The 14896-nt window shown below is 76.8% G+C and carries 7 protein-coding genes; all 7 read left to right on the top strand.

Annotated features, from left to right (window positions below; translation table 11 throughout):
- Positions 1-73: 73 nt before the first annotated feature.
- Genes AB0F71_RS27905 through AB0F71_RS27875 form a run of 7 tightly spaced genes read left to right on the top strand, consistent with a single transcriptional unit; the run spans position 74 to position 14859 of the window.
- Complete coding sequence (locus tag AB0F71_RS27905; protein WP_360239504.1) at positions 74-931, top strand: SDR family oxidoreductase; 858 nt, start codon at positions 74-76, stop codon at positions 929-931.
- Positions 924-1886 (top strand): ABC transporter ATP-binding protein, encoded by a 963-nt coding sequence (locus AB0F71_RS27900; protein ID WP_360239502.1) that lies wholly within the window; start codon positions 924-926, stop codon positions 1884-1886. Before AB0F71_RS27905 ends, AB0F71_RS27900 begins: the two co-directional genes overlap by 8 nt.
- Positions 1883-2650 (top strand): ABC transporter permease, encoded by a 768-nt coding sequence (locus AB0F71_RS27895; protein WP_360239499.1) that lies wholly within the window; start codon positions 1883-1885, stop codon positions 2648-2650. The genes AB0F71_RS27900 and AB0F71_RS27895 overlap by 4 nt, the downstream gene beginning before the upstream one ends.
- A complete protein-coding gene (locus AB0F71_RS27890) occupies positions 2647-3450 on the top strand; it encodes an ABC transporter permease (protein ID WP_360239496.1) in 804 nt (267 codons plus the stop codon). Before AB0F71_RS27895 ends, AB0F71_RS27890 begins: the two co-directional genes overlap by 4 nt.
- Complete coding sequence (locus AB0F71_RS27885; RefSeq protein ID WP_360239493.1) at positions 3447-4289, top strand: alpha/beta fold hydrolase; 843 nt, start codon at positions 3447-3449, stop codon at positions 4287-4289. The genes AB0F71_RS27890 and AB0F71_RS27885 overlap by 4 nt, the downstream gene beginning before the upstream one ends.
- Positions 4286-9727, top strand: a complete 5442-nt coding sequence (locus AB0F71_RS27880) for a type I polyketide synthase (protein ID WP_360239491.1) — start codon at positions 4286-4288, stop codon at positions 9725-9727. The genes AB0F71_RS27885 and AB0F71_RS27880 overlap by 4 nt, the downstream gene beginning before the upstream one ends.
- Positions 9724-14859 (top strand): amino acid adenylation domain-containing protein, encoded by a 5136-nt coding sequence (locus AB0F71_RS27875; RefSeq protein WP_360239489.1) that lies wholly within the window; start codon positions 9724-9726, stop codon positions 14857-14859. Before AB0F71_RS27880 ends, AB0F71_RS27875 begins: the two co-directional genes overlap by 4 nt.
- Positions 14860-14896: the final 37 nt, after the last annotated feature.

Raw genomic sequence — 14896 nt, 5'->3', positions numbered from 1 at the left:
AAGATATTGACTGGTCAATATGACCGTTTGTAATGTCTACCCGTCATGAACTGATCGGAAGTGGGCCTGCGTCATGCCTCATTTCACTGCCGGCCTGTACGACTCGCAGACCGTGCTCATCACCGGGGGAGCCACCGGAATCGGCTTCGCCATGGCCCGGGCCTTCGGCCTGCACGGCGCCCAGGTCGTCCTCGCCTCCCGCAACGCCGAGCGGCTCGCCGCGGCGGCCGGGCGGCTCACCGCCCTCGGGATCGAGAACGACACGGTGGTGTGCGACGTCCGGGACGAGGCGGCGGTCAAGGCGGCCGTGGCACGCGCGGTGTCCCGGTTCGGGACCATCGACGTCCTGGTCAACAACGCCGCGGCCAACTTCTGGTCGCCCGCCGAGACGATGTCCGCCCGCTCGTTCCGGACGGTCGTGGAGATCGACCTCTACGGCACCTTCCACACCACCCGCGCCGTCGTCCCGCACATGATCGAGCAGGGCGGCGGCGCGATCCTCAACGTGGCGATCACCGACCCGCAGCGCGGCCTGCCCTACTTCGCCCACGCCGCCGCCGCCAAGTCCGGCGTCGTGGCCCTCACCGCCACCTGGGCCGCGGAGTGGGGCCGGTACGGCATCCGGGTGAACGCCCTCGGCCCCGGCCCGACGCCCACCGAGAACGCGGTCGGCGGCATGGCGGTCGGCCGGCCGGACCACCCGCCGTCCTTCGAGCGCCAGCGGCTGCGCACCCCGCTGCGGCGGCTCGCCACCCCCGAGGACTCCGCCTCCGCCGCGCTGTTCCTCTGCTCCGACGCAGCCGGGCACATCACCGGGGTGAACCTCCCGGTGGACGGCGGCATCTCCCTCCCCCTGCCCAGCGGGGACCTGAACTTCGACCACGCCGCGGCGACCCCGCGACAGCACGAGGAGACGACCAAGAGTGAGTAGGGCGATCGAGGTCCGGGGACTGACCCGGACCTACCCGAAGGGCCGCCGCCGCGGCGAGGCCGGCCAGGTCGTCACCGCGCTGCGCGGCCTGGACCTCGACGTGGAGCGCGGTGAGATCCGCGGGCTGCTCGGCCCCAACGGCGCCGGGAAGACCACCCTGGTCAAGATCCTCTCCACGGTGCTGCTGCCCACCGCCGGCACGGCCACCGTGCTCGGACTGGACGTCGCCGCCGACGCCCGCGCCCTGCGCCGGCGGATCGGCATCGTGTTCGGCGGCGAACGCGGCCTCTACGGCCGGCTCACCGCGCGCGAGAACCTGGACTACTGGGCGGCCCTCTACGGGGTGGCCGGCCGCGACCGCGCCGCGAAGGTCACCGCGCTGCTGGAGCGGGTCGGCCTCGGCGACCGCGCCGACACCCAGGTGGACCGGATGTCCCGCGGCATGAAGCAGCGCCTCCACCTGGCCCGCGGCCTGGTCGGCGACCCCGAACTGCTCTTCCTCGACGAGCCCACCGTCGGCATGGACCCGGTGGCCGCGCGGGAGTTCCGCAGCCTGGTCGGGGAACTGCGCGCCGAGGGCCGCACCATCCTGCTGACCACCCACGACATGCACGAGGCCGAGGCGGTCTGCGACCGGGTCACCCTGGTCGACCGCGGCCAGGTGATCGGCACCGAGGCCCCCGCCGAGGTCGGCCGGTGGATCACCGCCCACGAGCGGGTCGACGCCCGCGACGTGCCCGCCGGGCTGCGCCGGGCCATCGCCGAACTCGACGGCGTGGCCGGCATCGAGGAGCTGACCGACGGCTGGATCCGGATCGCCACCAGCGCCGCCGGCGCCGTCCAGCCGGTGCTGCGCGCCCTGGTCGAGGCCGACGTCACCACGGTCCGCACCTCGCTGCCGACCCTGGAGGACGTCTACCTGCACGTCATCGGGGACCGGGGGCTGACGGTATGACCGAGATCCTCACCGGCGCCCGGCTGCAGCTGCGGCTGTTCCGCCGCAACGCCGGCCACCTGCTGGTCTTCGCCACCATCCCGTTCTTCACCGCGATCTTCCTGTCCTCCGTCCGGCAGGCCGACCGGCCCGACCTGGAGGCCTACGCCGTCCTGGCGCCGGCCCTGATGGGCCTGTGGCTGGTCTCGCTCGACCTGGCCGGCTCGGTGGTCGACGACGAGAAGCGCGGCGGCACCCTGGAGCTGTTCCTCGGGTCGCCGGCCGGGCTCACCCGGCTGGTCACCGGCCGGGTCGCCACCATCGCCGTCCTCGGCGTGGTGACCTTCGCGGAGTCCTGGTTCACCGCGACCGCCTTCTTCGGCGTCTCGCTGCCGGTGCACCACCCCTGGCTCCTGGTCTGCACCGTGGCCGCCACCGCGCTCGCCACCCTCGGCACCGCGACCGTCCTGGCCGCCGTCTTCGTCACCGCCGGCTCCGCCCGGCGCTACGCCAACGCGCTCGGGTACCCGTGCTACGTCCTCGGCGGCGTCCTGGTGCCGGTCAGCCTGCTGCCCGGCTGGCTGCAGCCGCTCAGCAAGGTCGTCTACCTCTCCTGGGCCGCGGACCTGCTGCGGGCGGCCACCCGGCCCGAGCCGGTCGCGGACTTCGGCTGGCGGCTCGCGGCGCTGCTGCTCCTGGGCGCCGTCGCCTACGCCGCCGGCACCGTCCTGGTGGACCGGATGATCACCCGTCTCAAGTCGGAGGGCACGGTGGGGCTGTCGTGAACGCGCTCACCCGGTGGGGCTCCGTCGTCACCACCGCTTCCCGGATCGGCTTCCGTGAGCTGACCACCTTCTACACCTGGCGCACCTGGCTGTTCGGCTGGTTCCTGCGACTGATCGCCCAGGTCCTGTTCTTCGGCACCATCGGCATGCTCTCCGGCTCGGACGACCGGGTGCGCTACCTCGCCGTCGGCAACGCGGCCGTGGTGGTCTGCATCGAGGCCATGGTGGTCATCACCACCACGGTCCGCGAGCGCGGCCAGGGCACCCTGGCGCTCCAGGTCGCCGCGCCCGCCGACTTCGCGCTCAGCTACCTGGCGCGCGGCGCCTACTGCCTGGTGGTCGGAATCGTCAGCAGCACCGGCGTGTTCGCCGTCGCGGCGCTGGTCTTCCGGCTGTCCATGCCCTTCCCCGAGGTGCTGCTCGTCCCGCTGTTCCTCGCCGTGGCCGGCTGCTCGGCCTACGGGCTGGGCACCGCGGTCGGCGCCCTCGTGCTGCGCCGCCCCGGGCTCCAGTGGCTGGCGCTCAACACCGGCTACATGTCCCTGATGACCTTCTGCGGGGTGAACGTACCGGTCGACTACTGGCCCGCGCCGGTCGCCGCGGCGGCCCAGCTGCTGCCGCTCACCCACGGCCTGCAGGCGCTGCGCGACCTGCTCGCGGGCGCGTCGGCGCCGACCGTGCTCGGCGGCCTCGGCTGCGAGTTGCTGGTCGGCCTGGCCTGGACCGTCCTCGGCGTCGTGCTGCTCAAGCAGGCGGTGGCCGGCGAGCGGCGCCGCGGCACGATCGAGCTGTCGGCATGAGCGCCGCCGCCACCGCCACCGCCGCGACCGCCCGTCCGGTCCGCCCCGCGCTGGTCCGCTTCCCGGCGGCCGCGACGGCTTCGGTGCACCTGGTCTGCTTCGCCCACGCCGGCGCCGGAGCCGCCCCGTTCGCCGGCTGGCCCGGCCTGCTCCCGGAGTGGACGGCGGTCAGCGCCGTCCGCCTGCCGGGCCGCGAGAGCCGGCTGCGCGAGGCGCCGCTCACCTCGGTCGACGCCATCGCCGCGGCCGCCGCCCGGGAGGTCGCCGCGCTGCCCGGCCCGGTGGTCCTGTTCGGGCACTGCTTCGGCGCGGTGGCCGCCTACCGGACCGCCCGGCTCCTGGAGGCGGACGGCCGGACGGACGTGCGGCGCCTGATCGTCGCCGCCGCGCCGACCCCGGACGCCACCGTCGGCGGCACCACCCACCTGCTGGACGACGCCGCCCTGTTCGCCGACCTGGTCCGCTACGGCGCCGTCCAGGACACCCCGACCGCCCGGTCCCTGTTCGCGCTCGCCGAACCGGCGATCCGCGCCGACTTCCGGGCCCTGGAGACCTGGACCGTGCCCGAGCCGGCCGCCCGCCCGGTGGCCGCACCCGTCCTGGAACTGCGCGGCGACCGCGACCGCGTCCTCGACCCGAACGGGCCCGGGTGGTCCGGCTGGACCACCGGCGGCCACCGCCGCGACACCCTCCCCGGGCCGCACCACCTGCTCGGCCACGCCACCGAACCCCTGCTCGCCGCGATCGCCCGGCAGCTGGCGGACGACCTCGCGCCCGCCCCCGCCGATCGCTCCTGCCCGCCGCCCACGGCGGCACCCAGTCCTGGAGGTATCCGATGAACCGCGTCGCGGACGACGACCGCATTGCCGTGATCGGGATGGCCTGTCGCCTCCCCGGCGCACCGGACGTCGAGAGCTACTGGTCCAACCTGCTCACCAACACCGTCAGCCTCACCGAGCTGTCCGACGACACCCTGCGCAACGCGGGCGTCCCGGAGTCCGCCATCGCGGACCCGAACTACGTCAAGCGGGCCCCCCTGCTGGACGACGTCGCGGGCTTCGACGCCGGCCTGTTCGGCTTCACCCCCCGGGAGGCCGAACTGCGCGACCCGCAGCAGCGGATCTTCCTCGAAGTGGCCTACGGCGCCCTGGAGGACGCGGGCGTGCGCACCGACGGCCCGACCTCGGTGGGCGTCTTCGCCGGCGGCGCGACCAACCGCTACGCCGAGCTGAACGTCCGGCGCAACGCCGCCGCCGTGCGCAACTACGGCGAGGTCGGCATCCAGGCGGGCAACCACAACGACTACATCGCCACGATCGTCTCCTACAAGCTCGACCTGCGCGGCCCCGCGTTCACCGTCGCCACCGCCTGCTCCACCTCCCTCGTCGCGCTGCACCTGGCCTGCCAGGCATTGCGCAACGGCGAGTGCGACGTCGCCGTCGCGGGCGGCGTCCAGCTCGAACTGCCGCACGGCGGCGGGCACCGCTGGGTGGACGGCGGGATCTTCTCCCGGGACGGCCGATGCCGCCCCTTCGACGCGGCGGCCGACGGCACGATCTTCGGCGACGGCGCCGGCGCGGTCGTGCTCAAGCCGCTCGCCGACGCGCTGCGCGACGGTGACCGGGTGCTCGCCACCATCCGCGGCTCCGCCGTCAACAACGACGGCAACCGCAAGGCCGGCTTCGCGGCGCCCAGCGCCGAGGGCCAGTTCGCCGCCGTGTACGAGGCGCTGGCCGTCTCCGGCGTCGCCGCCGACCAGGTCGGCTACCTGGAGGCGCACGGCACCGGCACGGCCATCGGCGACCCGATCGAGGTCCAGGCCCTGAGCCGCGCCTACCGCGCGCACACCGACCGCACCGGCTACTGCCTGCTCTCCTCGGCCAAGGGCAACATCGGCCACCTCGGCCCGGCCTCGGGCATCGCCGGGTTCATCAAGGCCGTGCTCGCCGTCAACCGCGGCATCGCCCCCGGCACCGCCAACTTCACCGAGGCCAACCCCCTGATGGAGCTGGAGCGGACGCCGTTCACCGTCCGCTCCCAGGCCGGACCGTGGCCGATCGAGGGCCCCCGGATCGCCGGCGTCAGCTCCTTCGGCATCGGCGGCACCAACGCCCACGTCCTGATCGAGCAGCCGCCCGCGGCCGCGCCCGTCGCACCGCGCCCGCAGCGCCGGCGCACCGTGGTGCTCCCGCTGGCCGCCGCCTCCACCGCCTCGCTGCGCGGCATGGCGGAGCGGCTGTCGGCCCACCTGGCCGAGGAGGAGGCCGACCTGCACCAGGTGGCCCGGACCCTGCAGCGCCGCCCGCTGCGCCACCGCCACCGCCTCGCCGTGGTCGGCGAGGACGGCGCCACCCTCGCCGACGCCCTCGCGGAGCTCGCGACCCGCGGCCAGGAGCCGGGCACCCCGGCCACCGGCGCGGTCTTCATGTTCCCCGGGCAGGGCACCCAGCACCCCGCCATGGCCGCCGAGCTGTACGCCCACGAGCCGGTCTTCCGGGCCGAGTTCGACCGCTGCCTGGAGCACTTCGGACCGGCGGTCGCCGACGCGCTGCGTGCCGTGCTGCTGGAGGGCGCGCCCGACGGCGCGGCCCGGCTGCGCGACACCGCGCTGACCCAGCCCGCGCTGTTCGCGGTGGAGTGGTCGCTGGCCCGGCTGTGGGCCTCCTGGGGCGTGCGGCCGGTCGCGATGATCGGCCACAGCGTCGGCGAGATCACCGCGGCCGCGCTCGCCGGGGTCTTCGAACTCGCCGACGCCGCCCGCCTGGTGGTGCGCCGCGGCGAACTGCTCGCGGCCGCGCCGGCCGGCCGGATGGTCGCGCTGGCGATGCCCGCCGCCGAGGCCGCGCCGCTGCTGGAGGGCCGTGACGTCTGGCTCAGCGCCGACAACGGCGAGCGCAGCTGCACCGTGGGCGGCTCGGTCGAGGCCGTCGAGGAGCTGACCGCCCTGCTCACCGCGCTCGGCCGGCGCTGGGTGGCCCTCGACGTCGAACGGGCCTTCCACACCCCCGCCACCGACCGCGCGGCCGAGGAACTGGCAGCGTTCGTCGGGCAGTTGACCCGCAACCGGCCCGCCGTCCGCTGGGTCTCCAACGTCACCGGGGACTGGATCGACGACGAGCAGGCCACCGACCCGCAGTACTGGGCCGAGCAGCTGCGCAGCCCCGTCCGGTTCCGCGAGGGCGCCGAGCGCGCCGCCGCCGTCGAGGGCGCCGTGCTGCTGGAGGTCGGCCCCGGCCAGGCGCTCACCCAGCTGGTGCGCCGGGTCCGGACGGCCGCCGGGCACCGCCCGCTGCCCTCGCTGCCGCCGAGCGGCGAGGACGTCCCGGCCGCCGCCGTCCTCTACCGGGCGGTCGCCGCCCTCTGGCAGGCCGGACTCGACGTCGACTGGCGCGCCCTGCTGCAGCACGAGGAGATCACCCCGGTCGCCGTGCCCGGCTACGTCTTCGACCGCGGACGGTACTGGATCTCCCCCGACCCGAAGCCCGCCGCCCAGGCCCCGGCCCCGAGCGCCGGGCCGCGGACCGCCGAGGAGGCCCCGGCCGAGAACGACCGGATCACCGTCCCCGGCTGGGTCCAGGCGCAGCCCGCCGAGGCGCGGCCGCTGCCGGCGGACCGCCGCTGGCTGGTGCTGGCCGACGACGCCGGGCAGGCCGCGCCGGTGCTCGACCGGCTGGCCGCGGCCGGGATCACCGCCGACCTGGTCAAGGCCGACGACGTGGAGCCCAAGCGGCTCAGCGCCGCGCTCCGGCCGCACCTGCGCGACCACCGGGAGCCGCTGGAGATCCTCCACCTCTGGCTCACCGGCCCGGCCCCGGAGGGCGCCGGCGCGGGCGGGGCCGCCCGGCACTGGCTCGACCGGGGCTTCCGGGCGACCCAGCGGATCGTCCAGGACGTCGCCCGGCACTGCCCGGACCGCCCGGTCCGGATCACCGTGCTCGCCGACCAGCTCTGGGACGTCTCCGGCACCGAACCGGTCGAACCGGCCAAGGCGCCCGTCGCGGCCCTGCTGCACAGCGCCGTCCGGGAGCACGAGCAGCTGCGCGCGCGGGTGGTCGACGCGCCCGCCGAGGCGCTGAGCGGCGAGGACCGCGTGGCGGCCGAGGCGCTGCGGGCGCTGTTGGACGGCGACGACGGCACCGAGTTCACCCGGGTCGCGCTGCGCGGGCGGCGCCTCTGGCACCCGGCCTTCCACAGCGTGCCCGAGCCCGCCGCGCCCGCCGGCGGGACCGCTCTCGCGGACGTCGGCGACGGCGCCTGGCTGATCACCGGCGGCTTCGGCGCCCTCGGCCTGGTCGCCGCCGAGCGGCTGGCCGCCCGCGGCGCCGGCGGGATCGCCCTGCTCGGCCGCTCCGGCCTGCCGGACCGCGCGCAGTGGACCGACGCCGGGGCGCTGACCGAGGGTCAGCGGGCCGCCGTCGACGCCGTGCGCCGGATCGAGGCGACCGGTTGCCGGGTACTGCCGCTGGCCGCCGACGTGGCCGACCGGGCCTCGCTGACCGCCGCCGTCGAGCAGGCCAGGAGCGCCCTCGGCCCGATCCGCGGGGTGATCCACGCCGCCGGGCTCGCGGGCGGCGGCATGCTCGCCGTCAAGGACGCCGGCGCGGCCGAGCAGGTCCTGCGGCCCAAGGTCAACGGCACCCTGCTGCTGGACGAGGTGCTGGGCGACGAGCCGCGGACCTTCGTCCTGTACTCCTCGGTCGCCGCCGTCACCGGCCAGTTCGGCCTGTCCGACTACGGCGCCGCGAACGCCTTCCTGGACGCGTTCGCCCACGACCGCTCGCGCCGCCGGCCGGGCCGCACCCTGTCGGTCAACTGGCCGTCCTGGGACGGGGCCGGCATGGCGGTGGAGGCCGCCGCCCGGCACTCCCGGTTCCACGTCGACCGCCCGAACCGGGAGCCGGAGCTGACCGCCGCCCCGGCCGAGGGCGAGGGCCGCGCCTTCACCGTCCGGCTCGCCCCGGACGTCTGGATGGTCGACGAGCACCGCATGGACGAGACCCCGGTGCTCCCCGGCACCGGGTACCTGGAACTGGTGCTCCGCGCGGTCCGCACCTTCCACCCCGGCCCGGTGCGGCTGGCCGACGTCGCCTTCACCGCGCCGCTGGCGATCGCCGAGCCGCTCGACCTGACCATCGCCTTCGAACCCGCCCGCGCGGGCTGGCGGTTCCGCGTGCAGTCCCGGGCGGACGGTGCCCGCACCGCCGTCCAGCACGCCGGCGGCACGGTCACGCCGTACGAGGACACGGCGCCGCGGCACGACCTGGTGGCGCTGCGCGCCGCGCACACCGTGCCGCTGGCCGGGCCCCGGCTCAACGACGGCTCCGGACTGATGACGGTCGGCGCGCGCTGGCACTGCGTCGAGCGGGTCAGCGGCGGCACGGACACCGTGCTGGCCGAACTGGCCCTGCCCGCCGCCCACCGCGGCGACACGGCGGCCAACCTGCTGCACCCGGCCCTGCTCGACTGCGCCACCTCGTTCCTGCTGCCGCTGCCGGAGGGCGTCAACGCGCTGCCGTTCAGCTACCGCGAGCTGGTGGTCCGGGGCCCGCTGCCGGCCCGGGTGACGGCGCTGGTGCGGCCGTGGGCCGAGCAGCCCAAGGGGGCGGTCGTCCGCGACATCGCCCTGATCGACGAGGGCGGCCGCGAGGTGGTCACCGTCACCGGGTTCACGCTGTGGCACGTCGACCGGGCGACCGTGGCGGGCAACATCCGCTCGGCGGGCGACGCGGCGCGCAGCGCCCCGCTCAGCTCCTCGGGCGTCACCCAGGACTCCTTCCTGGGCGTCGCGGCGGGGGCGGCCCTGCTGGAGGCGTTCCTGGCGACCGACCTCGGCCCGCAGGTGGTCGTCGCACCGGAGGGGCTGCGCGAGAAGCTGCGCCGGACCAGCCGGTTCACCGCAGCCGCCGTCCGTTCGGCGGGCGGCGGGACGGCGGCACACGACACGGCGGCACAGGGCACGGGGGCACAGGGCACGGCGGCACAGGGCACGGGGGCGCAGGGCACGGGGGCGGCGGACGCGGCGGTTCAGGCCGGCGCACCGGCCGCCGGCTCGGGCCGGGGCGGCCTCGACGAGCGGATCACCGGCCTGTGGGCCGAGATCCTGGGCACCGAGGGCGGTCCGGACGACGACTTCTTCGAGTCCGGCGGCGACAGCCTGGCCGCCGTCCAGCTGGTGGACCGGATCCGCGGCGAACTCGACGTGGAACTCCCCATCTCCGCCCTGTTCGACCACCCCACGCTGTCCGAGCTGGTGGCCGCCGTGGGGAGCAGGGGGTGACCGCCGTGCCGCAGCCGTTCGTGCCGGGCGAGCCGTCGCCCGGCCCGGCCCGGACCCTGCACGCCCTGGTGGCGGAGCAGGTCGCCCGGACCCCGGACGCCGTCGCGCTGGAAGGCGCCGACCGCAGCCTGACGTACCGTCAACTCTGGTCGGAGAGCGGCCGGACGGCCCGCGCTCTGGTCGCGCACGGGGTGCGCCCCGGCGATGTCGTCGCCGTCCTGATGCCGCGCGGTGAGAACGTGCTGGTCGCCGTGCTCGCCGTGCTGCGGGCCGGCGGCGCCTACCTCGCGCTCGACCCGGACCAGCCGGCCGCGCGGCTGCGCGGCATGCTGGAGGACTCCCGGGCCCGCCTGGTCGTCGTCGACCGCGCGGCGCCCATGGCCGCGGTCCCGCCCGGCCTGCCCGCGCCGGACCTCGACGCGCTCGCCGCCACCCCGGCGGGCGCCGTCCGGCTGCCGGAGGCCGGCGCCGGGGACGCCGCCTACGCGGTGTTCACCTCCGGCTCCACCGGCCGCCCCAAGGGCGTGCTGAACGAACACGGCGCGATCGTCGACAAGATCCGCTGGCTGGCCGAGCACCTGCCGCTGGACGGCGGGGACGTGGCCCTGCACAAGACCGCGTACGCCTTCGACTACTCCGTCGCCGAGGTGTTCTGGCCGCTGGCCTGCGGCGCCCGGCTGCGGGTGGTGCCCTCGGGACTGCACGCGGACCCGCTCCACCTGGTGCGGGAGATGCGCGCCGCGAACGTGACGGTGGCGCAGTTCGTGCCGTCGATGCTGGCCGTGCTGATGGAGCAGCGGGACTTCCGGGCCCTCGACGGCCTGCGGATCCTGGTCGTCGGCGGCGAGGCGCTGCCGCCCGCGCTGCTGGCCGACCTGCGCGGCTGGTGCACCGCGGACGTCGTCGACCTCTACGGCCCCGCGGAGTGCTCGGTCTTCGCCACCTGCGCGATCACCCGGGCCGGTGACCCGCTCGGGCCGGTCAGCATCGGCCCGGCGGTGGCCGGCACGGCGATCGAGGTGATGGACGAGGAGGGCCGCCCGGTCGTGCCCGGCACGGTGGGCGAGCTGTGGATCGGCGGCCCGGGGGTGGGCCGCGGCTACCTCGGCCGGCCCGACCTGACGGCGCGCTCGTTCCTGCCCGACCCGGCCCGGCCCGGCGGGCGCCGCTACCGGACCGGTGACCTGGTCCGGCTGCGCCCGGACGGTGAACTGGAGTACCACGGCCGGATCGACGACCAGGTGAAGATCCGCGGCCAGCGGATCGAGCCGGAGGAGGTCCGGTCACAGCTGGCGGCGGCGCTCGGCGGCGGGCCGGTCGCCGTCCTCCCGTTCCGGGACGCGGCCGGGGCGACCCAGCTGGCGGCGTTCCTCGCCGACCCCGCCGGGGCGTTGCCGCGGGTGGCGCAGATCCGTGCGGCGCTGGCCGAGCGGATGCCGCCGGCCATGGTGCCGGCGCGGATCGTGCCGGTGGAGCGGCTGCCGCTGGCGCCGTCCGGCAAGCTCGACCGGGCGGCGCTGCTCGCCCGGCTGGCCGACCGGGCGGCTCCGGAGCCCGGGGTGCCGGCCCAGGCTCCGGCCTCGGCGCCGGACACGCCGACCGGGCGCGCCGTGGTGGAGATCTGGCGCGAACTGCTGGACGACCCGGCGGTCGGGCCGGACGACGACTTCTTCACCCGCGGCGGCCACTCGCTCGTCGCGGCGCGCATGCTCGTCCGCGTCAAGGAGCGGCTGGGCGCCGAGATCAGGATCGCCGACCTGCTGGCCGAGCCGACCGCGCGCGCCCTCGCGGCGCGGATCGACGCGCTCGGCGCCGGGCCCGACGCGCTCGACGCCGGGCCCGACGCGCCCGGTCGGCCCGCGCGCCCCGACCGGCCCGAGCCCGGTGCGGCGCCCGTCCGGGAGGCACCGCTCGCGCCGACCCAGCGCCGGCTGTGGCTGATGGAACAGCTGGCTCCGGGCCAGGTGGACTACAACGTCGTGGACCTGTGGTCGCTGACCGGCCCGCTCGACCGGGCGGCCCTGGGTCGTGCCGTCACCGACGTGCTGGGGCGCCACGACGCGCTGCGCACCACCTTCCGGGACGGCCCGCACGGCCCGGTCCAGGTCGTCCACCCCCGTCCGTTGGCCGGCCTGGAGGTGCTCCCCGGCCCGCTGGGCGAGGAGGCCGCCCGCGAGAGCGCGGAGCGCCTGGCCCGGACCCGGTTCGACCTCAGGTCCGGCCCGCTGGTCAGGTGCGTCCTGCTGCCCACCGGCCCGGACGCTCACCAGCTGGTCCTGGTCGCGCACCACCTGGTCCTGGACGGCTGGTCGGTCGAGGTCTTCTGGGCGGAGCTGTCGCACTGCTACGCCGCCCGCGCGGCGGGCCGCGCCCCCGAGCTCGCGCCGGTCGCCCTCGACTACGCGGAGTTCAGCGCCCGCGAGGCGGCCCGGCCGGTGCCCGCCGAGCAGGCCGGGTACTGGCGGCGCGTCCTGCGCGACGCCCCGCCCGCTCCCCGGCTGCCGCTCGCACCGCCGGGCGGCGAGCCGCGGGTCGAGCGCCGTTCGGCCACCCTGGACGACGACCTGGCGGCGGCGGTCGGCGAGCTGGCCCGCAGCCTGCGCACGACGCCCGCCACGGTGCTGCTGGCCGCCTTCGGCTCAGTGCTCGGCCGGTGGGGCGACCGCTCGGAGCTGGTGGTCGGCGCCCCGCTCAGCGGGCGCACCACCGCCGACAGCACCGACACGGTCGGCTTCTTCAACGCCACTGTCGCGCTGCGGCTCGACGTGTCCGCGGACGGCTCCCCGGCTGACCTGGTGCGTAGCGCGCACCGGGCCCTGACCGAGGCCCAGCTGCACCAGGACCTCCCGTACGACGAGGTGGTCGCGGCGCTGGCCGCCGAGCGCGGCGGGCCCGCCGGGCCGCTCTTCTCGGTGTGGTTCAACGCGCTGAGCTTCCCGGTGCGCGGCCTGCGGCTGGACGCCGTGACCGCCGAGCGGCGGCGCGCGCCGCTGCCGGGCCTCCCGTTCGACCTGTCGCTCTACGTCGACCAGCGGGCCGGCGGCCTGACCCTCGACCTCGCCTTCGACGCGGCCCGCCTGGAACGGCCGTGGGCCGGCGAACTGCTCGACCAGGTGGTGCGGACGGTGGCCGGCTGGACGGCACGGCAGCTGCCCGCCCCGGCCGTCCCGCGCCGGAGCCTGCCGGAGCCGGTCCGTCCCGGCCCCGGGGGAGCGCGGGGCGCCCTGCTGGAGCGCGTCCTCGGTCACCCCCGGGACGCCGTCGCCCTGCGGGACGAGCGGGGGGCGTGCAGCTACGGCGAGTTGGCCGACCGGGTCGACGCCCTCGCGGATCTGCTGCGCGGGGCCGGACTGGGCCCCGGCGAGCTGGTCGAGCTGCGGGAGGCACACGGGCGCGACCTCGCGGTCGGTCTGCTCGGCGTCTGGCGGGCCGGCGGCGTGGTGCTGCCGGTCGACCCGGAGCACCCGCGGGCCTGGCGGGAGGACCTCACCGCGCTGGCGCGCCCGCACTGGGCCGTCCACTGCGAGTCGGACGGCCCCCGGGTCGTCCCGGTCGACCGCACCGCCGAACTGCCCGTCCGGCGCGTGCCGGAGGCCGGTCGGGCGGGCGGCGAGCCCTGCTACGTCCTGCCGACCTCGGGTTCCACCGGCCGGTCGCGGCTGGTGCTGGGCACCGACGCCCCGCTGCTCGCCTTCCTCGACCGGTGGTCCGCCTGCCACGGGATCACGGCCGGGGACCGCTTCAGCGTGCTCTCCGGGCGTTCCCACGACCCGCTGCTGCGCGACCTGCTGCTGCCGCTGTGGAACGGCGGCACCGCCGTCGTCCCGCCCGCGCGGACCCGGCTCGACGCGGACCAGCTGGTCCGCTGGTTGGCCGACGAGCGGATCACCGTGGTGCACGCGACCCCGCTGGTCGGGGCGATGGTCGCGGGCGCCGCCCGGGCCCACGGCCTGAGCCTGCCCGACGTCCGGCTGGCCTGCTTCGGTGGCGACCTGCTGACCGACGCCACGGTCGAGGCCTGGCGGGCGGCCGCGCCCTCCTCCCGCGTGCTGACGGTCTACGGCACCACCGAGACGCCCCAGGTGGCGAGCTGCCACGAGCGGGAGCCCGGCCGGCCGAGCGGCCCGGAGCCACTGCTCGGCGCCGGCGCGGTCGAGGCCCAGCTGCTGGTGCTGGACCGGGACGGCAACCCCGTGCAGCCCGGCCGGATCGGAGAGATCGCGGTCCGCGGGCCGCTGCTCACCCTGGGCTACCTGGACGAACCGGCCGCCACCGCCCGGGCCTACCGGCCGGATCCGTGGGGCGAACCCGGCCACGCGCTGTTCCGGACCGGCGACCTCGGCCGGCTCCGCTGGGACGGCACGGTCGCGTTCGTCGCCCGCAGTGCGGCGATCGTGAAGGTCCGGGGCAACCGGGTCTCACCGGCGCAGGTCGCCCACGAGCTGCGCCTGGTGCCCGGCGTCGACCAGGCGGCGGCGGGCGCGCTGACCGATGCGTCGGGGCTCTCCCGGCTGGTCGCCTGCGTCGTCCCGGCGCCGGGGGCCGCGCTGACCGAGGACGCCGTCGCGGCGGAACTCGCGCGGCGGCTGCCGGCCGGCCACCTGCCGGAGGAGGTCCGGATCGTCCCGGCGCTGCGGCTGACGCCCAACGGAAAGGTCGACCTGCGGGCGAGCGCCGCGCAGGCCGCCGTCCCGGCCGTCCCCTCCGCCGTCGCGTCCGCCGTTCCGTCCGCCGTCCCGTCCGCGGCGGTCGTACCGGCGGCTCCGGCGCTCGGCAGCGGCCCGTCCGCCGCCGACCGCAACAGCCTGCGGCAGGAACTGGTCCGGCTCTGGTGCCGCGTCCTGGAGACGGAGCGGGTCGGCCTCGACGACAACTTCTTCGACCTCGGGGGCAGCTCGCTCGCGGCCGTCCGGCTGCACGCCCTGATCAGGACCGAACTCGGCGCGGACGTCTCGCCGTTGATGGTCTTCCAGCACTCGACGGTCCGCCGCCTGGCCGAGGCGCTGGCCGAGTCCTCTTCCCCGGGCGGCACCGCCGTCCGGCCCGCCGTTCCGGTGGCGGCCGCCGGCGACGCCCGTGCGCTGCGCCGGGCCGCCCGGGCCGGGATCGGCGCGCTCCCGGTCGGTGCCTGAGCCGTGGCCGGGCCGAAGACCCCTCCCCGCACCGCGG

Origin of the sequence: Kitasatospora sp. NPDC028055 (assembly GCF_040637885.1) — a bacterium.
Taxonomy (GTDB): domain Bacteria; phylum Actinomycetota; class Actinomycetes; order Streptomycetales; family Streptomycetaceae; genus Kitasatospora.
The sequence above is the reverse complement of the archived record's forward strand: the minus strand, read 5'-3'. Positions and strand labels throughout refer to the sequence as shown.

Coding starts and splice junctions, on each gene's coding strand:
- AB0F71_RS27905 (WP_360239504.1), top strand. CDS start 74: ATGCCTCATTTCACTGCCGGCCTGTACGACTCGCAGACCGTGCTCATC.
- AB0F71_RS27895 (WP_360239499.1), top strand. CDS start 1,883: ATGACCGAGATCCTCACCGGCGCCCGGCTGCAGCTGCGGCTGTTCCGC.
- AB0F71_RS27885 (WP_360239493.1), top strand. CDS start 3,447: ATGAGCGCCGCCGCCACCGCCACCGCCGCGACCGCCCGTCCGGTCCGC.
- AB0F71_RS27880 (WP_360239491.1), top strand. CDS start 4,286: ATGAACCGCGTCGCGGACGACGACCGCATTGCCGTGATCGGGATGGCC.